The following is a 25,496-nucleotide window of genomic DNA, read 5'->3' as shown; positions in this document are numbered from 1 at the left end:
GTGCCCCTTCTCGCCCTGCTCCTGTCGCCGCGCGGCGCCGTCGGCCGTCGCGACTTCTGGCTGGGGCTGTTCCTGCTGGCGGCGATCGACGCGGCCATGGGTCTGGCCGCCATGCCCTACGGCGCGCGGGCCTTCTTCGCCGCCCCGGTGCTCGGCCCCTGGTTCGGCGACATGGACGCCGACGCCGCCCTGCCCGGCCTCGTCGAGGTCTGGGGGACGGGCGCGGTGATGATGCTGTTCCAGGCCTGGATCAGCGGCGTGCTCTGCCTCAAGCGGCTGCGCGACATGGGCCGCGGCCCCTGGGTGCTGATCGCCGTCTGGCTGGCCAACCTCGCCCTGCAGGGCGGCGGCCGCGCCTGGATGGCCGGGCTCGACGGCATGGCCGTCATCACGCCCTTCCTGATCGCCCTGCCGACCATGGCCCTGATCTGGCTGGGCTTCCTGGCCTGGCTCGGCTTCACCCCGGGCAAGGCCGCACAGCCGGGTTAAACCCCAAGCTGGTTAAACCCTTGTCATGACGCCCATTTCACTTAATGCGCGAGCCCGCCGGGCCTAGTCTCCTCCTCAAGGTTGGGAGACTGAAAAGACATGGACTGGAAAACCCTGATGTTCACCGCCGACGGCCGCATCGGTCGTCAGGCGTTCTGGATCGCCTGGCTGATGCTGCTGGGCGTCAACGTGGTCGCCGGCTGGATCCCGCTCATCGGGTGGGCCGCCTCGCTGGTCACGCTGTTCTGTTTCGTCTGCATCTACGCCAAGCGCCTGCACGACATGGGCAAGAGCGCCTGGTGGCAGCTGCTGCCGATCCTGCTCGGTCCCGTCCTGCTGATGGGCTCGGTGATGTGGCTGGTGTTCGGCTCGGCCGCCATCGCCCTGGGCGGCGGCGACCCGGAGATCTTCGCCCTGGCCAGCGTCGGCGGCATGGTCGTCGCGGCCGTCCTCGGCTTCCTGGTCACGGTCGGCTTCACCCTCTGGGTCGGCTGCGCCGAAGGCCAGACCCGCGACAACCGCTGGGGCGACCCGCCCCTGCACGCCCTGGCCGTCTAAGGATCCCGAGGCCCGCCGAGCGATCGGCGGGCCTTTCGCATGACCCCTCCCCTTTTCTTCCCGTCATTCCCGCCCTTGTGGCGGGAACCCCTGGTTCCATTCGCATGTGAGGCGCAAGCGACGTGCTCAGCACGTCGCCCCATCTGCACCTGCGGCTGACAGAGGGGTTCCCGCCACAAGGGCGGGAATGACGGGAAGAAGAGGTAAGGGTCGCCGAACTACAACCGCCTCGCGCCCAAACTCACCGCCCGCGCCAAGGCCTGCGCCAGCTGAGCGTCCGACCGCGCCAGGCCGCCGACGTCGCCGCCGCTGACCTGCACCGTCACACTCATGCCGCCGCCGCCCAGCGGCTCCACCGTCCCCGCGCCCGCCGGGCGAAACACCTCCGGCCCGCGCTCGCCGACCAGATAGGCGCCGCCGCCGGTCACCGTCCCGCCGTCGGCCCGCGCGCCCGAGAAGGCCGAGGTCAGCGCCGACCCCAGCGCCTCGCCCAGGCCGCCCCCGCCGCCGCTTCCGCCGGTCGCCGCCTGCACGGCCGCCAGCACCGCCCGCGCCAGTTCGGCCAGCGACACCTCGCCGTCGGCCGCCGCCCGGGCCAGCGAGCGGGCGAGACTGCTCCCCGCCGCCGAAAAGGCGTCCTCGATCGAGCGCGCCGCCGCCCGCGCCGGGGCCTCCAACGCCGCCAGGGCCTGCCCCGCCTCGCCCGCCTGGATCGTCATGTCGTCGAAGCCGCTCATGGCGCCGCCTCCTCGTCGTCATCGGGAAACCGCGCCATCAGCGCCTCCAGCGCCGGACGCGGCAAGGCGGGCGAAGCCGGCGGCCCCGCCAGCGCCCGCCACTCCGGCAGCGACAGCCGCCAGAACGCCGCCGGCGGCACGGAGAACTCCCGCGCCGCCCGGGCCAGCATCTCGTTCCAGCCCGTCACGCCGCGGCCGCCAGGGCCTTGGCCACCGCGGCGGCCGCCTCGCGCACGTCCAGGCGCGCCACGTCCAGCGGCGGGCCGTCCTCGTCCAGCAGCGCCTGCAGCACCGCCAGCAGGTCGCGGGCCGACATCCTGACGATGCGCCCCGGCAGCTGGCTCCAGTCCTCCAGCCCCAGCGCCTCCTCGATCCGCGCCAGGGCGCCCAGGGTCAGGCACAGCGTCCGCGTCGTCCCGGCCAGCACGGCCGTCACCTCGCCGCGTCCCGGATTATGCATGGTCATCTTCAGTTCCCTCCAGCTTTCGAACTCAAAATCTTCGTCATCCCGGAAGCCTCGCAGAGGCTATCCGGGACCCAGGGGACCGGGCTCGGCGGTCGGGTTCACCGCCCTCACGGTCGCCGGCGCAGTGCGGCGGCCCCTGGGTCCCGGCTCTGCGCGCTGCGCGCTCCGGCCGGGATGACGCGCGTTGGGGCTAGATCGCCGTGAAGCTCACCTGCCCGGCCGAGGCCAGGGTCAGGGCGAAGGCCGCCTCGCCGTCGTGCTGGCCGGCGTATTCCAGCGCCGAGACCAGGAACGGCCCCTCCAGCTGGGCGAAGTCGGGGATCACCAGCCGCCAGGTCCTGGCCGTCTGGGAAAAGAAGCTGTCGCGCACCGCCGCGTCCGAGGCCGCGTCGCGGAACACCCCGCTGCCCGACACCGAAGCCGAGCGCACGCCCGCCCCGGCCAGCAGCTCGCGCCAGCGGCCGGCGCTGTCGCCGTCGGTGGCGTCCACCGTGCGGGCGTTCAGGCTGATGGTCCGGGCCCGCAGCCCCGCCACCGTCACGAAGGTCTGGGGCGACCCGCCGTCGCCGATCTTCAGCAGCATGTCCTTGCCGGCTTGCGCGGCCATGGACGCCTCCATCGTTTGAGAAAAGGGAAAGGGTCAGGCCGGCTCGCTGACGGCCCGCACGCGCAGGATCCCCAGGGTCAGCTCCTCGTCCGAGGCGGCGAACACGTCGGCGTAGCGCACCCGGCACGAGGCCAGCCGGCGCCCCGGCGCGCTCAGCGCGGCGTCGTGCAGCGCCAGCCGCGCCGCCGCCGTCATCGCCCGCGCCTCCTCCGGCCCGCCGAACCGCGAGGCGCAGGTGATGGTGACCACGTGCTCCAGCAGGTCCTCGCCCACGGCGCGGCTCTCGATGCGGCCCACGCTGATGCAGGGGTAGGTCAGCATGCGCGGCGGATCGGCGTGGATGCGCCCGCCGACGATGGCGGCGACGGCCGGCGCCGCCGCCAACGCCCCGGCCAGGGCGGCGGCCAGATCGCTCTCGAGGCCGCTCAAAGCCGCGCTCCCCGATAGGGCGCGAGCCAGGGCTCGACCAGCGACAGCGGCGGCGGCTTCTCACCGTCGCGATGCTCATAGGCGTGGCAGGCCAGGACCAGCACGGCCAGGCGCAGCGGCGCGGGCGCGGCGGCGTTGAGCACCACGCCGGCCGCCTGCCCGACCCGCGCCTCGGCGGCGTCGATCAGCAGGGAAACCAGCGCGTCCTCGCCGCTCCCGCCCACGCGCAAAAACCCCTTGGCCTCGGCCAGGGTCACGGAATTGGGCATGGGGATGTTCCTTGGGAAAAATCCCTCTCCCCTTGCGGGAGAGGGTGGCCCCCGAAGGGGGTCGGGTGAGGGGTCGAAAACCCTCGCCGCCGCGACAGCGGTCGGGCCGGGCGCGGCGGCTCGGATCTGAGAGACCCCTCATCCGTCGGCTTTCGCCGACACCTTCTCCCGCAAGGGGAGAAGGCTCCTCGTCGTCAGCTCGCCGCGAACTTCAGCAGCTTCACCGCATCGAAGTTCTGCACCCCGCCGCCGACGCGCTTGGTGGTGTAGAACAGCACGTGCGGCTTGGCCGAATAGGGGTCACGCAGCACCCGCACCCCGGCCCGGTCGACGATCAGGTAGCCCTTCTCGAAGTCGCCGAACGCCACGGCCAGGCTATTGGCGGCCACATCCGGCATGGCCTCGATCTCGGTCACCGGAAAGCCCAGCAACGACGCCGACTGCCCCGGCTGCAGGGCCGCGTTCCAGATGTAGTTGCCCTGCGCGTCCTTGAACTTGCGCACGGCGCTGACCGTGCGGCGGTTCATCACGAAGCGGCCGTTCTGGCGGTACTGGGTCTTGGCCGCATAGATCAGGTCGATCAGCTTGTCGGTCGGGTTGCTGGCCGGCCAGGCGCCGGCGACGCCGGTGGCCAGATAGCCCAGCTGACCCCACGTGTACGAAGCGTCCGCCGCGGCCGTGTAGGACAGCAGCCCCTTGGGCTTGTTGACCCCGTCGCCCGAAACGAAGGCGCTGGTCTCCTGGGCGGCGAAGGCGTCCTGCACCTCCTCGGCCAGCCATTCGTCGATGCTGACATAGGCGTCGTCGAGCAGGGCCTGGGTCGCGGCCGGGCTGGCGTAGAGCTCGCCGGCCGGGAAGTCGATGACGTCCAGCGTCGGGGCCGTGGTCTCCGGACGCGCGGCGGTCTCGGCCACCCAGGCGGCGGCCAGGCCAGCAGGGCTCACCGGCTTGCGGAACGTCCCGCCGCCGATCGTGCGCACCTGGCAGATCTCGCGCATCGGCGAGGTGGCCGCCAGGCGCCGCAGGATCTGCCGCTCCAGCTCCGGCGGCGCCACATAGCCGCCGGCCGTGGCCGTGCCCTCCGACAGCCCCTTGGCCTCAAGCAGGCCAGCGGTCTCGCCCGTCTTCACATAGCGGTCGAAGGCGGCCTTGCGCTCGTCCACCCGCGCGGCCGGGGCCTCGCCGCCCAGCGCCGGACGCCGGCTCTCGGCCAGGATGCGGTCCAGCCGGTCCTGGGCGCTGGTCAGGGCCGCGTCGATGCGCGCCGCCTTCTCCTCCAGCAGCACGTCGGCGCTCTTGGCCTCGATCGCGGCCAGCCGCTGGTCGTTGGCCGCCTTGAAGCCCTCGAACGCCGCCAACACCTCGGCAAACGCCGCCCGAGCCTCCGGCGAGGCCGGAACCTGTTTGGTTTCCTTCATGGAGTTCTCCAGTTGGAGTTCAGATGCTCCCCCTCTGGGGGAGCTGTCGCGGAGCGACTGAGGGGGCCGGCGCGGCGGCAGACCCCCTCCGGCCCTTCGGGCCACCTCCCCCAGCGGGGGAGGATCTCGATGTTCAAACCACCTTCAGCCGCGCCCCCGGCAGCATCGGGAACGTCACGATCGACACCTCCCAGAGGTCCACCCGGCTGAGCACCCGCAGGGGCCCGTCCGTCCGCGCCTTGACCTGCCGAAAGCCGATCGACAGCCCGTCCAGCGCCCCCGCTGAGACCAGCGCCGCCACCAGCCGACCCCGCGGCGTCGCGGTGATGATCCGCCCACGGACGAATAGGCCGCGCGCGTCCTCGAACGCCTCGTCCCAGACGCCCACCGGCTCGGCCTCGTCGTGCTGGTGCAGCATGCGGATCGCGCCCGCGCCGCCTTCCAGGCTCGCCTTGAAGGCGCCGGCGGCGGTGACGTCGTCATTGAGGTCGCGGGTCCAGAACAGCGAGGCGTAGCCCTCGATGCGGAGGTCCTTCATCGCTCGCCCCCTTCCCGGCTTGGAGAGTCCAGTTTCGCCTCGATCCGCACCAGCGCCGCGCGCGTGGCGTCGGCCTGGGCTTCCAGTCGCGCCAGCCGCTCGGCCACCGGCGCCTGGGCCTCCAGCCGCCGCGTCAGATCGTCGATCCGCGCGCTGGCCCGCCCGGCCCACATCAAGGCGGCCGCCGCCTGCAGCACCACCGCCACCAGCACGGCGGCCGAGATCTGGCGGTCCAGCCGCCAGCGGTTTGTCGTGGTCATGGAAAAAGACCCCCTCAGTCGGCTTCGCCGACAGCTCCCCCAGAGGGGGAGCATCTGGTTCGCGCTCAAAGATCCTCCCCCTCTGGGGGAGGTGGCCCGGAGGGCCGGAGGGGGCCGCCCCGCCAGGGGCGGCTACCCCTCCACCCCCGCCAGCCGCCGCCGCTCCGCGTCGGTGAGAAAGCTCGCCGCCTCCAGCCGCGCCCACAGCGCGTCCCGCTCGGCGCTCAAGGCGGGCACGGCGTCCAGGTCGCACGCCACCCGCGCGCCGGGGAACTTCACCCCCAGCCAGGCCGTCAGCGCCCGCGCCGCCCGCTCGGCCAGGGGCGCGACCGTGTGCCGCCAGAACGCGCCATTGGCCTCGCGATAGTTGGCGTAGGTGTTGTCGCCGGGAATGCCCAGCAGCTGCGGCGGCACCCCGAACGCCAGGGCGATCTCCCGCGCCGCCGCGTGCTTGCCCTCGACGAAATCCAGGTCCGCCGGGGTCAGCGACATCGGCTTCCACTCCAGCCCGCCCTCCAGCAGCAGCGGCCGGCCGGCATTGTCGGCGCCGGCGTGGGCGCCCGCCAGCTCGGCCTTCAGCCGCTCGAACTGCTCCTCGGAGAGCCGATCCCCGTCGCGCCCGCCATAAACGAGCGCCCCCGACGGCCGCGCGGCGTTGTCCAGCAGCGCCTTGTTCCACGCCCCCGAGGCGTTGTGCACGTCGATGGCGAAGGCCGCGGCCTCAAGCGGCGAGGCCCCGTAGTGGTCGCTCGTCGGGTTGAACAGCTTCAGGTGCAGCACCGGCAGCCAGCCGTCGGCGTCTCGCGCGATCCGCGCCGTCCGCCCGCCGGCCTGGTAGTCATAGGCCACCGGCCAGCCGCGCGGCCCCGGAACCACCGCCATCCGGTCGGGCCGCAGCGCATAGAGCTCCTCCGGCTGGTCGCCGGCCGCCTCCAGATAGCCGTTCCCCGCCACCTGCAGATGCCCGAAGAACTGCTCCATCAGATCCGGCCCGCCCTGCTCGGGATTGGGCCGCGCCAGCAGTTTGGCCAGCGGGTGATCGTCCGTCCGCTTGCCGTCGCGAAACACCACCAGCGGCACGGCGGCCGCGGCTTCCGCGATCATCCGCACGCAGCGATAGGCCACGGGGTTCTTCCCGAACCCCTCCGCCGCCAACGCCCCATAGTCCCTGGGCGTCCACTGCGCCCGCCCGCCGCTGGTCAGGGCGACCAGCCTGGCGGCGCGGGAGTCCTTGATTTCCGGCGCGCGCCGGGATGCGAAGAGGGGCATGGCCGCTCCCGTGCGGGTTGAGAACAAATAGCGAACAATGTAGAGTGAAGGCGAAGCCAAAGATCCTCCCCCTCTGGGGGAGGTGTCGCGAAGCGACGGAGGGGGACCCCGGTGGACGCGCCCAAGCGCACCCGACGAAACGCCAAGACGCTCCGCCGAACCATGAGCCTCCCGGAGGTCCTCCTGTGGATTGGCCTCAAGGCGCGTCGCCTCGAAGGCCTGCACTTTCGCAAGCAGCACCCTGTCGGGCCCTACGTGCTCGACTTCTATTGCGACGCCCTGAAACTGGCGGTCGAGGTCGATGGCTATGCGCACGACACTGGCGATCGCCCCTGGCGTGACGCCCGTCGCGACGCCTGGTTTGCCGCACGAGGCATACGCACGCTTCGTATTCCAGCCATCGAGGTGCTGGCTTCGGTCGACGACACCCTCGCGACAATCCTGGCCAACGCCTGCGCTGACCCCCTCCGGCCCTCTGGGCCACCTCCCCCAAAGGGGGAGGATCTTGGTGCTTCAGATGCTCCCCCTCTGGGGGAGCTGTCGCGGAGCGACTGAGGGGGTCGCCCGAAGGGCGCCTAAACTACCCGCAACCTCGGCTCCCCCCCGCCCAGCATCAGCTCGCTCAACGCCCAGACCAACGCATCCGCCCGGTCCGGACTGTGCCCCAGGTCCCCGTCGCCCAGCCCCATCAGCTCCTCCTCCAGCGCCGGGAACGCCCCGCAGTGCACCACCCGGCCCTGCTCGTAGAGCGCCGCCACCGGTTCGGCCCGCGCCCGTTTGCCCACCGAGGCCCGCACCAGCTTGATCGGGCACGGCGGCGCGGCTTGCGCGAGCACCGAGCGGACCATCTCCCCGCCCTGGTTGGCCTCGGCCACCAGCGCGTCGGCGTCGAAATCCACCGCCGCCGCCACGGCCAGGCTCGCCCAGCCGTTGGGCGACAGGCCCCGCGCGGTGCGATCGGCCAGCACATAGGCGCGGCCGTCGCGGCGGCCCGCGACCACCACCCCGCAGGCGTCGCCGCGCGCCGTGGCCGGCGGGTCGACCGCCACCACCACCCGGTCGAACCGCGCCGGCGGCGCCCCGCGACAGCGCGCCAGGTCCTCGGCCCGGAACAGGCCGCCGTCGGTCTCGACGACGACGCCCTCCAGCTCCTGCGCCGCCAGCCGGGTGCCGCCGTAAAGCGCCTCCAGGCTCGCCAGGAACCGAGGCGCCAGGTTGCCGGCGTTGGCCGCCGTCCCCGCCCGTGTCGTCGCCACCCCCGCCTCCGCCATCAGCACCTTCAACGCCCGGGTCGGACGCGGCGTGGTGGTCACCACCAGCCGCGGATCCTCGCCCAGCCGCAGACCGAACCGCAGCATGGCCAGGGTCTCGCTCGCCTTGGGCCAGGCGCAGAACTCGTCGGCCCAGGCGGCGTGAAACTGCGGCCCGCGCAGGCTGTCGGGATCCTCGGCGGAGAAGGCGTAGGCCTCGGCGCCGCTCTTCCAAACCAGCCGCCGACGCGATGTCTCCCAGCGCGGGCGGTCGGTCTCGTACGAAAGCGCCTTCAGGCCCGACGACCCTTCGATCATCACCTCACGAACGTCGTGGAAGGTCGGTCCCACCAACGCCAGCCGACAGGGCCGCGTGACCTGCTCCAGCAGCCAGCTCGCCCCGGCGAAGGTCTTGCCGGCCCCGCGTCCGCCCAGCATCAGCCAGGTCGCCCACGGGTCGTCCGGCGGTAGTTGATGATCCAGCCTCGGCCGCCAGTTTCGTGTCGCCCGCGCGATCACCGGCGGGGGCGCACTGTCCATCCAGGCGCTTAAATTCGAGCCCTGACTTAAACGCTTCCATTCGACGCTCGAGATCGGCTCGAAGCTCGCCCATTCGTTCGGGGGTCCAGGGTCCACCGTCATTCATCGCAACCTCCTCGCCGGCCGCCGTGGCGGCGGGCGCCTTGAGCAGGCGGGAAAGATCCGCCCCGGCCCGACGGCCAGCGACAACGGCCAGCTTCAGCGTCCGGATGGTCCGCCCGATTTCATTGGTGGCGGCGACCTGGGCCTCTGGCGGCTTGTCCGCCGCCTGATCCAGGATCTTCCGCGAGGCCGCCGCACAGACGCAGGCCGCGAAGGCCAGGGTCGTGTCCAGCAGCTCTACGATGTCGCTTTTCTCGGCCATGACAGAAGTGTACGGCGCCAGCGAACGCGTCTGATCCACGACGCTGATAAAGTTGCAAGCCGCCGGAATCTCGGAACTTTTTCCGTCACGGACCGGGGATCCACGGCGCTCTATCCCCGTCGGCGACGCGACCTGCTAGACCTTGGCCATGGACGCCGTCGCCTATCTGCACCTGCCGCCCGGCGCGTTCCCGCCGCCCGAGCCGTCTTCGGCCCCGTTCAAGGCCGCGCTGGTGCTGGAAGCCCCGGCCGACGTTGCCTGGCGGGCCGAGGTCGCCGCCTGGCTGGCGCGGTCCGGCTGCCGCTACGCTCTGGCCTGGGGAACCGACTGCGAGGCCTGGCACGACGCCATCGACGACGCCGCTATCGCCGCCTTCCCGGGCGATCCGCCCGACGACGACTTCATCATGACCACCTGGCACGACGACGACCCCCTCGAAGAGGTCGCCTGGTTCGCCGCCCACGCGGCCCTGCACCCGTCCCTCGACCTGGCCGCCACCCTGATCGTCCACATCGCCGCCGCGCCGGACGAGGCGCGACTGCGGGCGATCTTCCAGGCGTAAAAGCGTCCTTCTCCCCTTGCGGGAGAAGGTGGCGGCCCCCGGGTCCGGCGAAGCCGGCCCGAGGGTAAACTCCGGCCGACGGATGAGGGGTCGCACCCACGAAAAACGCCGCGACAGCTGATCGGCTATCGCGGCGTTCGACTTCTGAGAGACCCCTCACCCGACCTCCCTCCGGGAGGCCACCCTCTCCCGCAAGGGGAGAGGGATCTAGTAAGGCAGCTCCGGCGGCGTCTGCGGTTGCGGCCCCGCCCCCGGCGCATCCTCGTCCGGCGCGGCGTCGGCTTCCAGTTCCGAGGCCGTGCGGGCGAATTCCGACGACAGGGTCTCGTAGAACCCGTTCCTCGGATCCGGCGACGTCCTCGGCTCGGGATCGGGCAGCAGCCACGGGAAGTCGCGGATCGCCAGGTTCTGGTGCGCGGCCAGCATGAACCGCCGCCAGATGCTGGCCGGGATGTCGCCGCCGACCACCTTGTTCATCGGCTTGTCGTCGTCGTTGCCCACCCAGACGCCGGTCACGAAATCGGGCGTGAAGCCCACAAACCAGGCGTCGCGCCAGTTCTGGCTGGTGCCGGTCTTGCCCGCCGCCGGCCAGCCGAACGCCGCCCGCTTGGCCGTGCCCTGGTCGACCACCTTCTTCATCATCTTGACCATCATGCTGGCCTTGGCGACGTCGTAGACCTGGGTCGGGGCCAGCGGCCCGCGGCTGTAGATCGGCCGGCCGTCCTGGGCGGCGATGCTCTCGATGACATACGGGTTCACCCGCTGCCCGCCCAGCTGGAACACCTGGAAGCCCGAGGTCATCTGCAAGAGATTGACCTCATAGGCCCCCAGCGCCACCGACAGGTCCGGCCGCTCGGGCAGGCTGGTCACGCCGAACCGGCGGGCCAGGTCCGCCACCCGCGCGCCGCCGGCCTCCTGGGCCAGCTTGACGGCGATGGTGTTGGTCGAGGTGACCAGGGCCTGCTCGACAGTCATCGGCCCGCGATAGTCGCCGCCATAGTTCTCCGGCTTCCAGTCGCCGAACTGCACCGGCGCGTCGACGCGGATGTCGGTCGGCAGCACGCCCTTCTCCAGGGCGGCGGCATAGACGAACGGCTTGAAGGTCGAGCCCGGCTGGCGCCTGGCCTGCACAGCCCGGTTGAAGGGGCTGGCGATGTAGTCCGTACCGCCCACCATCGCCCGGATCGCCCCGTCGGCCGAGATCGACAGCAGCGCCGCCTGGCTGGCGCCCGCATGCTCGCCGCCGAGCGCGATGGCCTGGCGCACGATGTCGGCCCCGGCCTTCTGCAAACGGCTGTCGATGGTCAGGCGCACCACCAGATCCGGCGCATTCTGGCCGGCGATGCGGATGGCCTCGGTGGTGGCGTAGTCCAGCACCCAGCCGTAATCGCCCTCGTCGCTGACGGCGTCGGGCGACAGGCGCGGGGTGTCGTCCAGCGCCTTGGCCTCTTCCGCCTCAGTGATCCAGCCTTCCTTCTTCATGTTGGCCAGCACGAGCCGCGAGCGGGCCAGCGCCCCCTCCATGTCCCGCGTCAGGGCCAGGCGCGACGGCGCCTTGGGCAGCGAGGCCAGCAGGGCCGCTTCGGACAGCGTCAGCTGGCTGGCCGGCTTGCCGAAATAGGTCCGCGCCGCGCCATCGACGCCATAGGTGTTGGCCCCGAAGAACACGCGGTTGAGATAGAGCTCCAGCACCTCGTCCTTGCTCAGCACCTGTTCCAGGCGCCAGGCCATCAGCATTTCCTGCAGCTTGCGCTCGACCGTGCGGTCGGGCGTCAGGAACAGGCCCTTGGCCAGCTGCTGGGAAAGGGTCGAGGCGCCCTGCACCGTGCGCCCCGCGCGCCAGTTGACCCAGGCCGCGCGGGTGATGCCGTAGAGGTCGATCGGCCCGTGCTTGTAGAAGCGCTTGTCCTCGGCCGCCAGGAAGGCCAGCGGCACGTAGCCCGGCACCGTATTGACCGTCACCCGCTGGCCGTAGCGCGGGCCGCGCGTGGCGATCACCTGGCCGCTGCGGTCCTCGAACCGCACGCCCGGCGCGCGGTTGATGGCGAACAGGGCCTCCCGGCTGGGCAGCTCGGGCGTGTCCTTCAGATATTTGAACCACACATAGGCCGCGCCGCCGCCCACGGCGATGAAGCCGATCAGGGCGCTGACCAGCAGGGTGATCCACACCCAGCCCCAGCCGCCCGTCTTGCGCGGCGGCTTCAGGTCGGCCCGGAAAGGCTCTTCCGGCGGACGCCCAGATGGAGGGGGCGGAGGCTGCTGGGGAGGCTCCGGCGGAGACGGCGGAACAGGCGCGAATCCGCCCTGCGCCGGCGGCGTCGGGCGCGCGGGCGTGTCCTCGAACTTGTAGGGCGGCAGCGTCCAGTCGTTCACGTGCGGTGTTGCGTCCAGTTGGTCTTCGGGCCGATTGGGTTTAGGACGCCCCGATGATGGCGCGCAAACCTTTCTGGGAGACGAAATCCCTTCACCAGATGACCGTCCCCGAGTGGGAGAGTCTATGCGACGGCTGCGGCCTTTGCTGCCTGGTTCGCTTCGAAGACGAAGATACGGGCGAAGTGATCCCCACACGGGTGCACTGCCAGCTGCTCGACGCCCATCTTTGCCGCTGCAGCGACTACCCCAATCGCCGCAAGACCGTGCCCGACTGCATCAAGCTGACGCCGCACAACATCGAGGACCTGGAGTGGATGCCCCCCTCCTGCGCCTATCGCCGCCTGCACGAGGGCAAGACCCTGCCCCAGTGGCACCCGCTGATCACCGGCGACCCCGACAGCCCCCACAAGGCCGGGATCTCGATCCGCGACCAGACCATCAGCGAAACCAGCCTCGACGACCCCGAAGACGCCATGGACTTCGTCGCCACCGACCTGATGGTCGACAAGGGCGACTGGCCGTACGCCCCGGAAGACTAGATCCTTCCGAGGTGAGGCCTGCGCATCAGGATCCTCCCCCTCTGGGGGAGGTGGCGCGAAGCGCCGGAGGGGGGCCGTTTTCAGCTTTCGAGGCATCGGCAGGCCTCCCCCCACCGATCGCTTTGCGATCGCCTCCCCCACAGGGGGAGGTTCCTTGAAAGCCAGCCCCGGGTTAAGCCTCCTCCCATGCTCACCCGCCGCGCCCTCGCCCTGTCCGCCCTCGCCCTGCCGCTGGCCAACGCCGCGCGGGCCCAAGCCCCCGAGCCCTGGCGCAAGGCCGACCGTCTCTACACGGATGACTTCACCCAAGGCCTCGCCAACTGGACGATCGAGGCCGAGAAGCCTTCAATCGCCAAGGCCGAAAACGGCGTCCTCGAGCTCGACGCCCCGGCCGGCCTCACCGCCTGGTTCAAGCCGCGCCTGCAAGGCCCGCTGCTGATCGAATACCAGGCCCTGGCGGTCTATGAAGGCGGCCACAACGACCGGATCAGCGACCTCAACGCCTTCTGGATGGCGACCGACGTCCGCTCCCCGGACGACCTCTTCGCCAGCCCCCGCAGCGGCGCCTTCGCCGACTACGACCTGCTCAAGACCTACTACGTCGGCCAAGGCGGCAACTACAATTCCAGCACCCGCCTGCGCCGCTATGTCGGCCGCGCCGGCGACCGCCCCATGCTGCCCCAGCACGACCTCAAGGACGCCCGGGCCCTGCTCCAGCCCAACCGCTGGGTCGCCGTCCAGCTGGTGGCCTATGACGGCCTGATCCAGTACTGGGCCGACGGCCGCAAGCTGTTCGAGCTGGCCGACCAGGATCCCTACCGCACCGGCTGGTTTGGCCTGCGCACCACCTGGAGCCGGCTGCGGTTCAAGGATTTCGCCGTGTGGCGGCTGGCGGGGGCGTAGACCCCCTCCGGCCCTCCGGGCCACCTCCCCCAGAGGGGGAGGATTTAGCTCAGCAGATGCTCCCCCTCTGGGGGAGCTGTCGCGGAGCGACTGAGGGGGCCGGCGCGGCGTCTCAAGTCTGAGAGACCCCTCATCCGTCGGCTTCGCCGACACCTTCTCCCGCAATGGGAGAAGGACCCCGCGAAATCTTCCGAAATCCACCCTCCGCCCCCGTGACGACTCAAGGTTGATCGCGCACCATCCTCCCAGGCCGCCGCCCTCGCCTCCCGGCGGCCTTTCGGGATAATCATGAACGCCGTCTCCAGGGCCCTCGCCGCCCTCTTCGCCCCATCGCGCGACCAGCATGGGCGCGACCAGCATCGCCGCGCCTACGGACCCGACCTGCTGCGCGCCGCCGCCATCCTGCTGGTCATGGCCTGGCACATGCCCAAGCCCGCCCGGCCCGAGCCGCTGCTCACCGTCCAGCCCTTCGGCTGGCTGGGGGTCGACGTGTTCTTCGTGCTCAGCGGCTACCTGATCGGCGCCCAGCTGCTGAAGGGGATCGCGGCGGGGAACGGCGTCGACTTCAAGCGCTTCTGGACCAGCCGCGCCTTCCGCATCCTGCCGGCCTTTCTGGTGGTGCTGGCGCTCTATTTCCTGCTGCCCGGCTTCTCGGACGGCAAGGCGATCCAGCCGCTGTGGCGGTTCCTGACCTTCACCATGAACGTCGGCCTCGACTACCGCGTCACCGGCGCCTTCACCTCGGCCTGGTCGCTGTGCGTCGAGGAGCACTTCTACTGGATCCTGCCGCCGCTGGTCCTCGTATTGGCCCGCTTCAAAGGATGGGGACCCAGCGTCGCCGTCGGCGCGGCCCTGATCCTCGGCGGCATGGCCCTGCGCTGGGGGATCTGGCACGGCCCGGCCGCCGATCCGTCCACCCGGCCCGCCGACTTCCTGCGGCTGATCTACTACCCGACCTGGACCCGGCTGGACGGCCTGGCCCTGGGCGTGCTGCTGGCCGCCGCCCGCATCTTCCGTCCCGCCCAGGTCGCCCGCTGGCTGCCGCCGACCGTCACCGGACCACTGGGCCTGGCCGCCGCCGTCGCCACCGTGATCCTGTGCCAGCGCACCGCCGACGGCGTGGCGCTGGACCTCATCGGCGCGGTCTTCCTCTATCCGCTGGCGTGCCTGGCCACGGCCCTGCTGCTCTGCGCCCTGCTCGACCTGGAGCCGGCCCTGCAGCGGCTGCCGCTCCAGCCCGTCACCGCCGTGGCGACCCTCGCCTACAGCCTCTACCTCGTCCACAAGCCGGTGCAGCACATGCTGCGCGAGGCCCTGGGCGACACCGTGCTGCGCGGCTGGACCGGCGTTGGCGCCTATCTCGCCGCCGACTTCGCGGCCGCCATCCTGCTGTGGCTGCTGATCGAACGCCCCTTCCTGCGCCTGCGCGAGCGGGTGCTGCGCAGGCCGGTCCCGGCGCCGGTGGAGGAGCAGAGACTGGCGGCTTAGCCACAAGGAACCTCCCCCTGTGGGGGAGGCGGCCGAAGGCCGGTGGGGGGTCGTTTTCAACTGGCCAGGCGGCGCCCAGATTTCGCATCAACTCCCCCCACCGATCGCTACGCGATCGCCTCCCCCGCAGGGGGAGGTTTCCCGGGCGCGCCGCCGTCCAGCTCACGCCCTCAATAACTTTCCGCCTTCCCCCTCCCCGCGCCCTGCTATAGGCCCCATCTCCTTCGCCTCCCCCGCCTCGCCGCCCACCCAGACGTAAAGACCGCTCCATGGCCGCCCCCGCCCGCGCCCCCGTGCTCGCCCTCAAGGACGTTCGTCTCGCCGACGGCGCCAAGCCGCTGTTCGACGGCGTGGACCTGGCCCTGGAGCCGCGCGTGCGCGCCTGCCTGGTCGGCCGCAACGGCGCCGGCAAGTCGACCCTGCTGAAGGTTCTGGCCGCCCAGGGCGCCGAGGCCGACAGCGGCGAGCGCGCCGTGCAGCCGGGCGCCAAGGTGGTGTTCGTCAGCCAGGAGCCTGACATCACCGGCGAGACCCTGCTCGACTACTGCACGGCCGGCGGCGCCCAGGACTACGAGGCCCACGCGACCCTGGCCGACTTCGGCCTGGACTTCCAGAAGAGCACCCAAGGCCTCTCCGGCGGCGAGCGCCGCCGCGCCGCGCTCGCCCGCGCCTTCGCCGAACAGCCCGACGTGCTGCTGCTCGACGAGCCGACCAACCACCTGGACATCTTCGCCATCCAGACGCTGGAAGAGGAGCTGGCCAACTCCAAGTGCGCGGCCCTGATCGTCAGCCACGACCGCGCCTTCCTCAACCGCGTCACCCAGCGCACCTTCTGGCTGGAGCACCGCAAGGTGCGCCGCCTCGACAAGGGTTTCGCCGAGTTCGAGACCTGGAGCGAGCAGGTGCTGGCCGCCGAGGCCGACGAGGAGCGCCGGCTGAACAAGCAGCTGGAAAAGGAAAACGCCTGGCTGGCCCGCGGCGTCCAGGGCCGCCGGGCCCGCAACGAAGGCCGCCGCCGCGCCCTGATGGACCTGCGCGCCCAGAAGCGCGACATCGTCGCCGACAAGCGCGGCTCGATGACCATGGCGGTCGAGAGCTCGGGCGCCTCGGGCAAGCGCGTGGTCGAGGCCAAGGGCCTGACCAAGACGTTCGGCGAGCGCACCATCGTCGAGAACTTCTCGACCCGCATCCTGCGCGGCGACCGCGTCGCCCTCGTGGGCCCCAACGGCGCGGGCAAGACCACCCTGGTGCGCCTGCTGCTGGGCGAACTGGAGGCCGACGCCGGGACCGTGCAGCTGGGCACCAATCTCGAGGTCGCCTATGTCGACCAGAACCGCATGGCCCTGTCGGAAAAGATCACCGTCTGGGACTTCCTGACCCCGTCGGGCGGCGACTCCATCCTGGTGCGCGGCCAGCCCAAGCACGTGGCCGGCTACGCCAAGGAGTTCCTGTTCACCGAGGCCCAGCTGCGCCAGCCGGTCACCAGCCTGTCGGGCGGCGAGCGCAACCGCCTGCTGCTGGCCCGGGCTCTGGCCACGCCGATGAACCTGATGGTGCTCGACGAGCCGACCAACGACCTCGACATGGACACGCTCGACCTGCTGGAAGAGCTTCTGGCCGATTTCGAGGGAACCCTCATTCTCGTCAGCCACGATCGCGACTTCATCGACCGCCTGGCCAGCTCGACCATCGCCATGAACGGCCACGGCCAGGTGCTGGAAACCCCCGGCGGCTGGAGCGACCTGATCGACCAGGCCCCGGACTTCTTCAAGGGCGCCCGCGGCGCGGCCGGCGACTTCGCCACCGGAACCGGCTCGCACAAGGCCATCGTCACCCCCGCCGCCCCGGCCGCGCCCAAGAAGGCCGTCAAGCTGTCCTACAAGGACCAGCGGCGCCTGGAGGAGTGCGAGGCCCTGATCGCCAATTCGCCCAAGATCCTGGCCGACCTCGAGAAGAAGCTCGACGACCCCAACCTCTACGCCCGCGACCCGGCCGGCTTCGACAAGATCATGAAGTCGCTCGACAAGGCCCGGGCGGATCTGGCGCAGGCCGAGGAAGACTGGCTGGCGCTGGAAGAGAAGCGCGAAGCGCTGGCGGGGTGAGGGCTCCTCCCGCGTCCCTAACCTAATTCGCCTTCCTGGGCCCTGTGCCCAGGACCCATCGTTCAGCCGCTCAGACCTTGCCGATCGCCCCCGATCTGAGCGGCGGCCGGCATGGACCCTCGCCACAAGGGCGAGGGAGGCAACTCCTTAGGCGCGCGGGGCCGTGGCTAAAGCTCCCGCCACCACCCCATCGACCCGCTCAATCGAGCCGATGAAAACTATCAATTCGCCTTATCGGCCGGGCGAAGGTGAGGGGGAGTGGCGGCGGCGAGCCTCACCTTCCCGAGAGTAGCCCTCGCTGCTCGCCTTCGCTAAGGATGGATATCGATCGTCATGGCGAAGCTGAAAGAGCATGGCGCGAACGACGAAGAGCCCGCGCCCGCTCATCGGTGAGCGCATAGAGGCCCTGGAGGCCTATCTGGTCGCCCATCGCGACGATCCCGCCAAGCTGCGTGTCCTCGAGCGTGAACTGGCCGAACGGCATACCGCGCGAGCCGGAAAGCTTCGCGGCAGGCTGGCGCGCATCCTCGCCGAAAAGGCGGAGCGGGCGAAGGCGGACGAGGCCGCTCGTCGCCCGCAACCCGCGCGACAGCCATCTGACACGCCGAAAAGCTCGGCTCGGCCGCCGCATGAAGACGCCCGAACCCGCCCGGACGGATCGGCCCCGCATCGCGAAAGCCCAGGCGCCGATACGCGCCGAGAACGGGACGCCCCCGCCAGGATCCTCGACGCCTGGACGGCCCTGGAAGTGCTCTCCCCCCAGAGCTTCCGGCGGCCGGCCGACCTGGCCGCCATGGCCGGCTCGGAGGTCCAGGACCTGATCGATCTGTCAGCCAGGGCCACCGCGCCCTGGGAAGGCGCGGGGCAGAGATCCAAGCCCGACCACCGCCTCTACTACCAGGTCGTGCTGGGAACGGTGCGGCTCGAACCCGCCGTGGAACGCCTTCTTCGGGTCTATGAGGATCGGCGCCCCGAGCGCCACGCCGTCCGGGGCGAGGCCGTGCTGGCCAGCGTCCTGCTCGACCGGAACGGACGTCCGGTCGAGCCCAACGGGTGCGCCGTTTCGAGCTTCGGCTGGGGCCTGCCACGCGCCCTGCGGGGCGATCTGGGCGGCCTGGGCGACTGGCCTGAAGCCGAACGCGACCTGCTCAAGGACCTCGACCGACGTGTCCGGTTCGAAGACGAGGACGGCGAGACACTGCCCGTCACCCTGTCGCAACTGGCGACGGCGTCACACTGGCTGGTCGAGACCTTGGGCATCGACGGCGACATGGCCTCGCTGGAGCTGAGGGCCATCAAGACCTACCAGTACTACAAGCTGCCCGACGCTCCCGACCCCCTGCTGCTCAACAGCTTCTATCTCGAAGACCTGGGCGCGGCCCGCGCCCTCGCGACAAGGGATCTTCTACCCGCAACCCTGAAGGCCTATCTCGGCGCCGCCGCGCCGGCGTCCCAACAGGATCTGCTGAACCCTCTTCGACGCCGTGCGGCCCGCCAGGACGCCGGCCGGCCGATGGCCCTTGGGTCCTAGCAGCCTCGTCCTCCTGCAGCAGGCGGCGGTGAATGCTTCCACGGCGGCGTCGCCCCAGGCGCCGATCCTCGGCGTCAATGGCCCGCCGGGCACGGGCAAGACGACCTTGCTGAGAGACGTGGTCGCCGCGCAGGTCACGAGCCGGGCCCTGGCCATGGCCGCCTATGACGATCCCGCCGCCGCCTTCGGCCACGCGGGCCAGATGCGCGTGGGCCAGAGCTGGCTGCACCTCTACACGCTGGACGAAAAGCTCCGCGGCTTCGAGATGCTGGTCGCCTCGTCCAACAACAAGGCCGTCGAAAACGTCAGCGCCGAACTGCCCGCGCTGGACGCCGTCGATGGCGAGGTCCGCTATTTCGCCAGCATCGCCGAGCACCTGCTGGAACGGCCGTGCTGGGGCCTGGCCGCCGCGGTTCTGGGCAAGGGAACCAACCGCGCGCGGTTTCGCAAGCGCTTCTGGTTCGATGACGAGGCGGGCCTTCGGACCTATCTGGCCGAAGCCGCCGGAACGCCGCAGTGGATAGAAACGCTCGACGCCAAGACCGGGAAGGTCGTCGGGCGGCGAAAGCCCAAGGTGATCGCGGCCGAACGCCCGCCTGAAGGTCCCGAGGCGGCGGCGCGTCGCTGGCGGACGGCCCGGCGCGATTTTCTGGCGGTCCACGGCAAGGCGAAAGCGGCTCTGGCGGCCCTTGAGGAAGTCGCCCGCGCCATCGACCAACGGTCGGGGCTGGAAGCCCAGGCGGCCGCGTCGAAGCGGCGCCTCGATGAGACGCGCACCTTCGCCCAGGCCGCGATGCAGGCTCGTGGCGAGGCCGAGGCGGCTCACAGTCGCGACAAACAGGCCCTGGACGCGGCGAACGCTTTGCGAAGCAGCCACGGCGCGACCCGCCCCGGCCTGCTGGCCAGACTGTTCCGGACACAGCGCGCCCGGACCTGGAGCCAACAGGATCGGGCTCTGGCCGACCAGATCAGCCGCCGGCTCTACGAAACCGCCCAGTCGCTTGAGACCCTGCGAACCTCCGAGACGGCGGAACGTCAGGCCACGGAGGGCCTTGCTCGCCTCCACTCCGAATGGACATCGGCCGTGCGGGCGCTGGAGCGGGCCATCGCCCTGATCGAAGACGGCAAGCGCAGGCTCGGGCCACGCGTCATCGACGACGATTTCTTCGAACGCTCCCATCACGACCGGCAGATGACCACGCCCTGGCTGGCCCAGGGCGAACAGGACCTGAGGCAGGAGGTCTTCGCCGCGGCGATGGCCCTGCATCGCGCTTTTATCGACGCCGCCGCCAAACCGCTGCGCCACAACATAGGCGCGCTGATGAGCGCGATGTCGAACCCGGGTCTGCCCGTCGAGAAGCAGCACCTGCTGCCTCATCTCTGGAGCTCGCTGTTCCTCGTCACCCCGGTGATCTCGACGACCTTCGCCTCGGTGTCGCGCATGCTGGGCGCCCTGCCGTCGAAGAGCCTCGGCTGGCTGCTGATCGACGAAGCCGGCCAGGCCCTGCCCCAGGCCGCGGTCGGCGGCCTGATGCGCGCGCAAAAGGCCGTGGTGGTCGGCGATCCCATCCAGGTCGAGCCAGTGGTCACCCTCCCGGAAAGCCTGACCGGCGCCATCTGCAAGGCCTTCGATGTCGATCCGGATCGCTACAACGCGCCCGCCGCTTCGGCCCAGACCCTGGCCGACCGCGCAACGCCCTTCGCCAGCGAGTTCGAGGCCCGGGAGGGCAGCCGCCGGGTGGGCGCGCCGCTGCTGGTGCACCGTCGCTGCGCCGAGCCGATGTTCGGCATCTCCAACGCCGTCGCCTACAACGGCCTGATGGTCCAGGCCAAGCGCCCCCGCCCCTCGGCCATCGCCGACCTGCTCGGCCCGTCGCGGTGGCTCCACATCGAGAGCACGGGCGAGGAAAAGTGGTCGCCGCGCGAGGGCGAAATCGTCGTGGATCTGCTCAAGGCTCTACAAGCCCTGGAAACCGCGCCCGACGTCTACATCGTCACGCCGTTCGTGACCGTTCAGGACCATCTGCGCGCGCTGGTGCTTCGAAGCCGGGTGCTGGAGCGTTGGCCCCAACTCAACGCCCAGAAATGGGTCTATGACCGCATCGGCACCGTACACACCGTCCAGGGCCGCGAGGCCGAGGCGGTGATCTTCGTGCTTGGCGCCCCCGAGCCCGCCCAGAGGGGCGCACGCGGATGGGCCGGCGGGACGCCCAATCTCCTGAACGTCGCCGTGAGCCGAGCCCAGGAGGCGCTCTACGTCGTGGGCAATCGCGATCTCTGGCGGGAGGCTGGGGTGTTCTCCCAGCTCCACAACCGGCTGCCCGACTAGCCCCTCACTCCACCTCCGTCGCCCGCGCGGGCTTGGCCTTGCCAACCTCCGTCCCCTCGCCCGTGAACGGCTCCAGCCGGAAGCTTACCCGGGTCGGGGCCAGCTTCGTCCGGTACTTCACGTGGGGTTGGCCGACGAAGTTCCAGGTGGTGTCGCCGCCGACGCCCCATTGGGTGGCGTCGATGAGGAGGGTTCCGGCGTCGTGGGGGACGATGTCGGTGGATTTCCAGGTCCCGGCCGGACGGCGGTAGAGGTCCTGGTAGGGGAAGGCCAGGGCGTTCATCATCAGGGGGGCGCCGGCCGCCTCGACGCGCAGGCCCGCCGCCTTGTCGCCGCCCGACAGTTCCAGCCAGCGCACGCCCGTCTTGTTGCCGGTGTCCTGGGGCCGCATGTAGTCGTGGTTTTGGTCGGCCAGGGCGCCGCGCCAGAGGCCGACCGGGGCCGAGGTCAGGCGGTCGACATAGCTTTCATGCGGGCCGCGACCCAGCCATTCCACCGTCTTGGGCTGGCCCGGCAGGGTGAACCACAGGCCCACGCGCACGGGCGGCGGCAAATCGTCCTTCAGCGGGGTGAGGTCGCCGGTCACGGCCACTGAGCCGTCGCCGGCCATGACATAGGTGGTGACGAACCTGGCCGCGCCGGCGCCCAGGGCGTGCTCGACCGTGACCTGGGCCTCTCCGCCGGCCAGCTTGCGGGCGGTGATCGGGCGCACCTGGCGCACGTCGGTCATCAGGCGCCAGGGCTTCTGCTGGGCGACCGTGCCGGTGGCCGTGTCGTTGTCGGTCTCGGCCCGGAAGAAGTTGGGCTGACCGCCCTGGGCCAGCACCGCGCCGTCCTTGGCGTAGGCCGAGACGAGGCCCGTGGCCCGGTCGATGGTCAGGCTGGCGCCGGCCGCTTCCAGCACGACGGCGTCCTTGCCGTCGGTCAGGGCCACGGCGCCGGGACGGGCGACAGCGGCCTTGGGCGTGGCCGAGACGGCGAACTGCTCCCAGCCCACCACGAAACCGGCCGGGGTCATCGGCACTGCGCCGGCTTTCGCCTTGGCCCGCACGGTGACGAAGTATTCGACGCCGGGCCTGGTCGCGATGGCCGGCAGCGGCAGGGTGATGGTCTCCACGCCCCGGGCCTTGGTGGCCAGGGCCGGCAGGGCGCCCGAGGCGACCTCGACGCCGTCGCCCTCCAGCACCCACTCGAAGTCGAAGCCCGACAGGTCGCGGAAGTCGTGGCGGTTGGTCACGCTCACCTTTCCGGTCGCCGGATCGAAGCCGCCGAACTGGATCGGCGAGAGCACCTTCCTGACTTCGTAATAGTGCGGGTTGGGCGTGCGGTCCGGCTGGATCATGCCGTCGCCGAACTCGATGTCACCGCCGGGATTGGGGCCGTACTCGCCGCCGTCGCCCCAGTAGCGGCGGCCGTCCTTGGCGTAGCGGTACATCGACTGGTCCACCCAATCCCAGACGAAGCCGCCCTGCAGCTTGTCGTAGGCGTAGATGGTGTCCCAGTAGTCCTTGAAGTTCCCGCCGCCGTTGCCCTGCATGTGGGCGTATTCGCACTGGATCATCGGCTGGGTGCGGGTGGGGTCGGTGGCCCAGTCGACCATCTTCTCGATGTCGTCGTACATCGGGGCGTAGATGTCGACGTAGCTGTTGGGCTGGTGCTCCCAGTCCAGCGTGCCCCAGCCCAGATACGAGATCAGCCGGCTGGGATCGCGCTTGCGGGCAGCGGCGGCGGCCTTGGCGAAGTTGGGACCGATGCCGGCCTCGTTGCCCAGCGACCAGAAGATCACCGACGGGTGGTTCTTGTCGCGCTCGACCATGTTCAGCACCCGGTCGCGATGGGCGGCTTCCCAGGCCGGGTCGAAGCCCAGCTGCAGGCTCTCGCGCAGCTCGGGATGCTTGTTGCCGTAGTCCATATAGGCGTGGCTCTCGATATTGGCCTCGTCCATCACATAGAGGCCGTACTCGTCGGCCAGGGCGTACCAGAGCTCGGTATTGGGGTAGTGCGAGGTGCGCACCGCGTTGATGTTGGCCTTCTTCATCAGCTCGATGTCGCGGCGCATCGAGGCCTCGGAGATGACGTGGAAGGTCTCCGGATCGTGCTCGTGGCGATTGACGCCGCGGATGACGATCGGGCGACCGTTGACCGCCACCTTGCCGTCCTTGATCTCGACGGTGCGGAAACCGATCCGCTGGGGCGTGGCCTGGACGACCTCGCCCTTGGCGTCGAGCAGCTCGACCAGCAGGGTGTAGAGGTTGGGCGTCTCGGCGGTCCATTGGCGGACGCCGAGAACCGTGGCGTTCAGCGAAACGGTGCGGGCGGCGCCGGCGGCGACCTTGGTCTCGGTCTTGAGGACCTCGCGCTCGCCGTCCAGCAGGGTCATGCGGGCGGTCAGCGGCGCTTTGCGAGCGGTCAGCGAGAGCTCGGTCGAGAGCACGCCGTCGCGATAGGCCTTGTCGAGGCCGGCATGGACGAAGACGTCACTGGTCCGGGCCTGCGGGACGGCCTTCAGATAGACCGAGCGCTCGATGCCGGAGACCCGCCAGAAGTCCTGGTCCTCGAGATAGGAGCCGTCGGCCCAGCGGTGCACCTGGATGGCGACGAGGTTCTGGCCGGGCTTGACCCACTTGGTGACGTCGAACTCGGCCGGCAGCTTGGAGTCTTCGTAGTAGCCGACCTCCTGCCCGTTGACCCAGACGCGGTAGGCCGCGCCGGCCGCGCCGATGTGCAGGATGACGTCCTGGCCCGACCAGCCGGCCGGAACCTCGAAGGTGCGGCGGTAGGAGCCGACCGGGTTCGTCGCGTGCGGGATCAGCGGGCGGTTGGCCGGGAAGGGGTAGGTGATGTTGTTATAGCGGGCCTGGTCGTAGCCCTGCGCCTGCCACATGGCGGGGACCTTGATGCTCTTCCAGCTGGAGGCGTCGTAGTCCGACTTTTCGAAGCCGTCGGGCACGTCGTCCGAGGACGGGCTGAAGTGGAAGGCCCACTGGCCGTCGAGGCTGAGATAGCGAGCCGACCTGGTCATGTCGCCGGCCAGGGCGGCGGCTCTGCTTTCGAACGGGAAGTGGCTGGCGCTGGCGGGCATCTTGCCGCGGGCGTTGACCGCCGGGTTCTCCCAGTCGGGGCGGGTGGAATCGATCTGCACCGGATCGACCTTGGGCTGGGCGAGGCCCGCACCCGCCGCCGCCAGGACCGTCATCGCCGCGCCGGCCGCCAGGATCTTCCGCATGCACGCCTCCCTATACCCGCGTCCCGTTGGTCGGACGCTGTCGCCCTAGCATGGTGGATTCATTTGTCAGACAAAAGAGGACCAATGCGATTTGATGGGCGAATTCCGTGCCGGCCGCCCATCGGCCCGCCTCCCCCGCTCCGCGCGCGGCGGCGATAGGGGGGTGGCGAGGGGGACGAATCCCAGCACACACTCGGGCACCATCGCCCGCGCCCGCGAGACCCCCATGCCCGGACCGCGCATCCTGTTCGTCGTCGATGCAGGCCCAAGGGTCGGCGGCGGCCACTTCATGCGCAGCCTGAACCTGGCCCGGGCCCTGGAAGCGGAGGGCGCCCCAATGGGGGTCGAGTGGGACTTCGCCGGACCACCCGCGCTCGCCGGGCTGATGGCCGCCTTCGCGCCCGGGGCCGCCCCGGCCGGAATCTTCGAGACCAAGGACGCCCTGGTCGCCGGCGGCGCGGCCCTGGCGGCCGGCTTCGACGCCGTGATCTTCGACCACTACGGCCTTTCCGCCCCCGACCATCGCGCGATCGCCGGCGAGCGCCCGGCCCTGGCGGTGGACGATCTGGCCGACCGACCGCTGGCCGCCGGCCTGGTGGTCGACGCCGGCATCTCGCGGCGGGCGCAGGACTATGCGGGGCTCATTCCGGCCGACGCGCAGATGCTGCTGGGCCCCTCGCACGCCGCCCTGTCGCCCGCCTTCGCCGCCCTGCGTGAGACGGCCCTGGCCCGCCGTGCGACCGTCTCCGAGGTCGAACGGGTGCTGGTCTCGCTGGGCCTGACCGACGTCGGCGGGATCACCGCCCGCGTGGTCGCCGCCCTGCTGCCTGTGCTCGGCGAGCGGACGCTGGACGTGGTGGTCGGCGGCCAGGCGCCCAGCCTGCCGGCCCTGCGCGCCCTGGCGGCCGCCGACCCGCGCCTGACCCTCCACATCGACAGCCGCCACATGGCCGCCCTGACGGCCGCCGCCGACCTCGCCATCGGCGCGGCCGGGTCGAGCAGCTGGGAGCGCTGCGTGCTGAGCCTGCCGACCCTGTCGCTGGTGCTGGCCGACAACCAGCGGCAGGCGGCGGCGGCGCTGTCGGCCCTGGGCGCGCACCTGGCCCTCGACGCCGCCACGCCGGACGAGGCGCTGGCCGGCGCCTTCGCCGCCCTGGCCGGGGCGGTGATCGGCTCCAACGTCGCCGCTCACAACGCCAAGACCGAAGGCGCGGTGCTGGGGGCCGTGGTCGGCGCCGGCGCGGGCGCG

General features: G+C 70.9%; 25 protein-coding genes and 2 pseudogenes. 11 read left to right on the top strand and 16 right to left on the bottom strand.

The genetic code is table 11. From position 1 onward, the window contains the following. Together AC2YHT_RS02200 and AC2YHT_RS02195 are read left to right on the top strand one after the other, a co-directional pair. The gene (locus AC2YHT_RS02200) at positions 1–489 is read left to right on the top strand and encodes a hypothetical protein (protein WP_487287964.1); all 489 of its coding nucleotides are present in this window, start codon (positions 1–3) and stop codon (positions 487–489) included. 99 nt (positions 490–588) lie between these two features. Beyond that, positions 589–1,047: a DUF805 domain-containing protein gene (locus tag AC2YHT_RS02195; protein ID WP_110120746.1), complete on the top strand. Its 459-nt coding sequence runs from the start codon at positions 589–591 to the stop codon at positions 1,045–1,047. Positions 1,048–1,265: 218 nt separating this feature from the next. Here the strand turns inward: AC2YHT_RS02195 and AC2YHT_RS02190 are convergent, their stop codons facing one another. The 11 genes and pseudogenes from AC2YHT_RS02190 to AC2YHT_RS02140 form a co-directional block, all read right to left on the bottom strand. After that, positions 1,266–1,784 (bottom strand): phage tail tape measure protein, encoded by a 519-nt coding sequence (locus AC2YHT_RS02190; protein WP_487287963.1) that lies wholly within the window; start codon positions 1,782–1,784, stop codon positions 1,266–1,268. Beyond that, the gene (locus AC2YHT_RS02185) at positions 1,781–1,972 is read right to left on the bottom strand and encodes a phage tail assembly chaperone (protein ID WP_487287962.1); all 192 of its coding nucleotides are present in this window, start codon (positions 1,970–1,972) and stop codon (positions 1,781–1,783) included. Before AC2YHT_RS02185 ends, AC2YHT_RS02190 begins: the two co-directional genes overlap by 4 nt. Next, positions 1,969–2,250: a GTA-gp10 family protein gene (locus AC2YHT_RS02180; protein ID WP_487287961.1), complete on the bottom strand. Its 282-nt coding sequence runs from the start codon at positions 2,248–2,250 to the stop codon at positions 1,969–1,971. The genes AC2YHT_RS02185 and AC2YHT_RS02180 overlap by 4 nt, the downstream gene beginning before the upstream one ends. Positions 2,251–2,440: 190 nt before the next feature. Further along, on the bottom strand, positions 2,441–2,857 hold the full coding sequence (locus AC2YHT_RS02175) for a phage major tail protein, TP901-1 family (RefSeq protein ID WP_487287960.1): 417 nt from the start codon (positions 2,855–2,857) through the stop codon (positions 2,441–2,443). 33 nt (positions 2,858–2,890) lie between these two features. Then, on the bottom strand, positions 2,891–3,286 hold the full coding sequence (locus tag AC2YHT_RS02170; RefSeq protein ID WP_487287959.1) for a DUF3168 domain-containing protein: 396 nt from the start codon (positions 3,284–3,286) through the stop codon (positions 2,891–2,893). Further along, positions 3,283–3,555 carry a head-tail connector protein gene (locus AC2YHT_RS02165; protein ID WP_487287958.1) on the bottom strand — a complete coding sequence of 91 codons (273 nt, stop codon included), beginning with the start codon at positions 3,553–3,555 and terminating at the stop codon, positions 3,283–3,285. Before AC2YHT_RS02165 ends, AC2YHT_RS02170 begins: the two co-directional genes overlap by 4 nt. A 21-nt stretch (positions 3,556–3,576) precedes the next feature. Then, positions 3,577–3,753: pseudogene (locus AC2YHT_RS02160) on the bottom strand (hypothetical protein); the annotation flags it as partial. Continuing rightward, entirely contained in the window at positions 3,750–4,973 is a 1,224-nt protein-coding gene (locus tag AC2YHT_RS02155; protein ID WP_487287957.1) for a phage major capsid protein, read from the bottom strand. The gene AC2YHT_RS02155 and the pseudogene AC2YHT_RS02160, both read right to left, overlap by 4 nt. A 133-nt stretch (positions 4,974–5,106) precedes the next feature. After that, positions 5,107–5,511, bottom strand: a complete 405-nt coding sequence (locus AC2YHT_RS02150; protein WP_487287956.1) for an HK97 family phage prohead protease — start codon at positions 5,509–5,511, stop codon at positions 5,107–5,109. Next, positions 5,508–5,771, bottom strand: a complete 264-nt coding sequence (locus AC2YHT_RS02145; protein WP_110118073.1) for a hypothetical protein — start codon at positions 5,769–5,771, stop codon at positions 5,508–5,510. The genes AC2YHT_RS02150 and AC2YHT_RS02145 overlap by 4 nt, the downstream gene beginning before the upstream one ends. Positions 5,772–5,903: 132 nt before the next feature. After that, a pseudogene (locus AC2YHT_RS02140) lies at positions 5,904–7,104 on the bottom strand (phage portal protein). 47 nt (positions 7,105–7,151) lie between these two features. Between AC2YHT_RS02140 and AC2YHT_RS02135 the strand changes: the two are divergent. After that, positions 7,152–7,595 (top strand): endonuclease domain-containing protein, encoded by a 444-nt coding sequence (locus AC2YHT_RS02135; protein ID WP_487287955.1) that lies wholly within the window; start codon positions 7,152–7,154, stop codon positions 7,593–7,595. 20 nt (positions 7,596–7,615) lie between these two features. On the opposite strand, the gene AC2YHT_RS02130 is transcribed toward AC2YHT_RS02135, so the two are convergent. Beyond that, positions 7,616–8,728, bottom strand: coding sequence for a DNA-packaging protein (locus AC2YHT_RS02130; RefSeq protein WP_487287954.1), 1,113 nt, complete (start codon positions 8,726–8,728; stop codon positions 7,616–7,618). Continuing rightward, entirely contained in the window at positions 8,613–9,194 is a 582-nt protein-coding gene (locus tag AC2YHT_RS02125; protein WP_487287953.1) for a hypothetical protein, read from the bottom strand. The genes AC2YHT_RS02130 and AC2YHT_RS02125 overlap by 116 nt, the downstream gene beginning before the upstream one ends. Before the next feature lie 148 nt (positions 9,195–9,342). On the opposite strand from AC2YHT_RS02125, the gene AC2YHT_RS02120 reads away from it, so the two are divergent. After that, on the top strand, positions 9,343–9,756 hold the full coding sequence (locus tag AC2YHT_RS02120) for a DUF7684 family protein (protein ID WP_487287952.1): 414 nt from the start codon (positions 9,343–9,345) through the stop codon (positions 9,754–9,756). Between the two features lie 207 nt (positions 9,757–9,963). On the opposite strand, the gene pbpC is transcribed toward AC2YHT_RS02120, so the two are convergent. Beyond that, a complete protein-coding gene (gene pbpC / locus AC2YHT_RS02115) occupies positions 9,964–12,129 on the bottom strand; it encodes a multimodular transpeptidase-transglycosylase PbpC (protein WP_487287951.1) in 2,166 nt (721 codons plus the stop codon). A gap of 53 nt (positions 12,130–12,182) precedes the next feature. Between pbpC and AC2YHT_RS02110 the strand changes: the two genes are divergently transcribed. From AC2YHT_RS02110 to AC2YHT_RS02095, 4 genes are all read left to right on the top strand, one after another. Continuing rightward, positions 12,183–12,668, top strand: coding sequence for a YcgN family cysteine cluster protein (locus AC2YHT_RS02110; RefSeq protein ID WP_487287950.1), 486 nt, complete (start codon positions 12,183–12,185; stop codon positions 12,666–12,668). A 186-nt stretch (positions 12,669–12,854) separates the two neighbouring features. After that, positions 12,855–13,571, top strand: a complete 717-nt coding sequence (locus AC2YHT_RS02105) for a DUF6250 domain-containing protein (RefSeq protein WP_487287949.1) — start codon at positions 12,855–12,857, stop codon at positions 13,569–13,571. 288 nt (positions 13,572–13,859) lie between these two features. After that, a complete protein-coding gene (locus tag AC2YHT_RS02100) occupies positions 13,860–15,059 on the top strand; it encodes an acyltransferase family protein (protein ID WP_487287948.1) in 1,200 nt (399 codons plus the stop codon). 269 nt (positions 15,060–15,328) lie between these two features. Beyond that, positions 15,329–17,161: an ABC-F family ATP-binding cassette domain-containing protein gene (locus AC2YHT_RS02095; protein ID WP_487287947.1), complete on the top strand. Its 1,833-nt coding sequence runs from the start codon at positions 15,329–15,331 to the stop codon at positions 17,159–17,161. A gap of 331 nt (positions 17,162–17,492) precedes the next feature. Here the strand turns inward: AC2YHT_RS02095 and AC2YHT_RS02090 are convergent, their stop codons facing one another. Then, positions 17,493–17,792, bottom strand: coding sequence for a hypothetical protein (locus AC2YHT_RS02090; protein ID WP_487287946.1), 300 nt, complete (start codon positions 17,790–17,792; stop codon positions 17,493–17,495). Between the two features lie 117 nt (positions 17,793–17,909). Between AC2YHT_RS02090 and AC2YHT_RS02085 the strand changes: the two genes are divergently transcribed. Both AC2YHT_RS02085 and AC2YHT_RS02080 read left to right on the top strand, forming a co-directional pair. Then, positions 17,910–18,692, top strand: coding sequence for a hypothetical protein (locus tag AC2YHT_RS02085; RefSeq protein ID WP_487287945.1), 783 nt, complete (start codon positions 17,910–17,912; stop codon positions 18,690–18,692). A gap of 28 nt (positions 18,693–18,720) precedes the next feature. Next, positions 18,721–21,021 carry a DEAD/DEAH box helicase gene (locus AC2YHT_RS02080; protein WP_487287944.1) on the top strand — a complete coding sequence of 767 codons (2,301 nt, stop codon included), beginning with the start codon at positions 18,721–18,723 and terminating at the stop codon, positions 21,019–21,021. A gap of 4 nt (positions 21,022–21,025) precedes the next feature. Here the strand turns inward: AC2YHT_RS02080 and AC2YHT_RS02075 are convergent, their stop codons facing one another. After that, on the bottom strand, positions 21,026–24,247 hold the full coding sequence (locus tag AC2YHT_RS02075; protein WP_487287943.1) for a glycoside hydrolase family 2 TIM barrel-domain containing protein: 3,222 nt from the start codon (positions 24,245–24,247) through the stop codon (positions 21,026–21,028). 226 nt (positions 24,248–24,473) lie between these two features. Between AC2YHT_RS02075 and pseG the strand changes: the two genes are divergently transcribed. Further along, a partial coding sequence (gene pseG, locus AC2YHT_RS02070; RefSeq protein ID WP_487287942.1) for a UDP-2,4-diacetamido-2,4,6-trideoxy-beta-L-altropyranose hydrolase occupies positions 24,474–25,496 on the top strand: 1,023 nt, incomplete at its 3' end.

It is taken from the genome of Caulobacter sp. SRI_008, assembly GCF_057586355.1.
The sequence above is the reverse complement of the archived record's forward strand: the minus strand, read 5'-3'. Positions and strand labels throughout refer to the sequence as shown.

Excerpts from the sequence above, each read along its gene's own strand:
- AC2YHT_RS02190 (WP_487287963.1), bottom strand. The coding sequence starts at position 1,784 with ATGAGCGGCTTCGACGACATGACGATCCAGGCGGGCGAGGCGGGGCAG.
- AC2YHT_RS02100 (WP_487287948.1), top strand. The coding sequence starts at position 13,860 with ATGAACGCCGTCTCCAGGGCCCTCGCCGCCCTCTTCGCCCCATCGCGC.
- AC2YHT_RS02195 (WP_110120746.1), top strand. The coding sequence starts at position 589 with ATGGACTGGAAAACCCTGATGTTCACCGCCGACGGCCGCATCGGTCGT.
- AC2YHT_RS02180 (WP_487287961.1), bottom strand. The coding sequence starts at position 2,250 with ATGACCATGCATAATCCGGGACGCGGCGAGGTGACGGCCGTGCTGGCC.
- AC2YHT_RS02095 (WP_487287947.1), top strand. The coding sequence starts at position 15,329 with ATGGCCGCCCCCGCCCGCGCCCCCGTGCTCGCCCTCAAGGACGTTCGT.
- AC2YHT_RS02105 (WP_487287949.1), top strand. The coding sequence starts at position 12,855 with ATGCTCACCCGCCGCGCCCTCGCCCTGTCCGCCCTCGCCCTGCCGCTG.
- AC2YHT_RS02165 (WP_487287958.1), bottom strand. The coding sequence starts at position 3,555 with ATGCCCAATTCCGTGACCCTGGCCGAGGCCAAGGGGTTTTTGCGCGTG.
- AC2YHT_RS02090 (WP_487287946.1), bottom strand. The coding sequence starts at position 17,792 with ATGCGGCGGCCGAGCCGAGCTTTTCGGCGTGTCAGATGGCTGTCGCGC.
- AC2YHT_RS02125 (WP_487287953.1), bottom strand. The coding sequence starts at position 9,194 with ATGGCCGAGAAAAGCGACATCGTAGAGCTGCTGGACACGACCCTGGCC.
- AC2YHT_RS02175 (WP_487287960.1), bottom strand. The coding sequence starts at position 2,857 with ATGGCCGCGCAAGCCGGCAAGGACATGCTGCTGAAGATCGGCGACGGC.
- AC2YHT_RS02145 (WP_110118073.1), bottom strand. The coding sequence starts at position 5,771 with ATGACCACGACAAACCGCTGGCGGCTGGACCGCCAGATCTCGGCCGCC.
- AC2YHT_RS02130 (WP_487287954.1), bottom strand. The coding sequence starts at position 8,728 with ATGCTGGGCGGACGCGGGGCCGGCAAGACCTTCGCCGGGGCGAGCTGG.
- AC2YHT_RS02155 (WP_487287957.1), bottom strand. The coding sequence starts at position 4,973 with ATGAAGGAAACCAAACAGGTTCCGGCCTCGCCGGAGGCTCGGGCGGCG.
- AC2YHT_RS02075 (WP_487287943.1), bottom strand. The coding sequence starts at position 24,247 with ATGCGGAAGATCCTGGCGGCCGGCGCGGCGATGACGGTCCTGGCGGCG.
- AC2YHT_RS02150 (WP_487287956.1), bottom strand. The coding sequence starts at position 5,511 with ATGAAGGACCTCCGCATCGAGGGCTACGCCTCGCTGTTCTGGACCCGC.
- AC2YHT_RS02110 (WP_487287950.1), top strand. The coding sequence starts at position 12,183 with ATGATGGCGCGCAAACCTTTCTGGGAGACGAAATCCCTTCACCAGATG.
- AC2YHT_RS02120 (WP_487287952.1), top strand. The coding sequence starts at position 9,343 with ATGGACGCCGTCGCCTATCTGCACCTGCCGCCCGGCGCGTTCCCGCCG.